We start from the raw sequence: 299 nt of genomic DNA on the forward strand, positions 1-299 counted from the left end.
ATAAACTATGGAAACATCTTCGCGTCCATTGCTTATAGTCTCATACCGCTTTTGAAAAATGGGAATAAAGGTTTTCATGAATTCCTTTCGCTTCAGGTAAAGACCATTTCCCAATTCCTCCAGCTGCATGTCGTAGATTGAAAGTGTATCGCGGTCAAAGCTGTTATTCGCAGCAAAATACTTCAGCAGGGAATTGCGTTGCGCAAGGATCTTTCCGTAATTGATGAGGTTGTTCAGGTATTTATTATCACTTTGGGATATCACTCCGTCAATGAATTTTCTGCGGGTCTCACTGCCCT

Annotated in this window: 1 pseudogene; it reads right to left on the reverse strand. The window is 41.5% G+C overall.

Features of this window, described 5'->3' with window-relative positions:
- Window positions 1-299, reverse strand: a pseudogene (locus HC175_RS22875) (DNA replication/repair protein RecF); the annotation flags it as partial.

It is taken from the genome of Salinimicrobium oceani, from assembly GCF_012037645.1.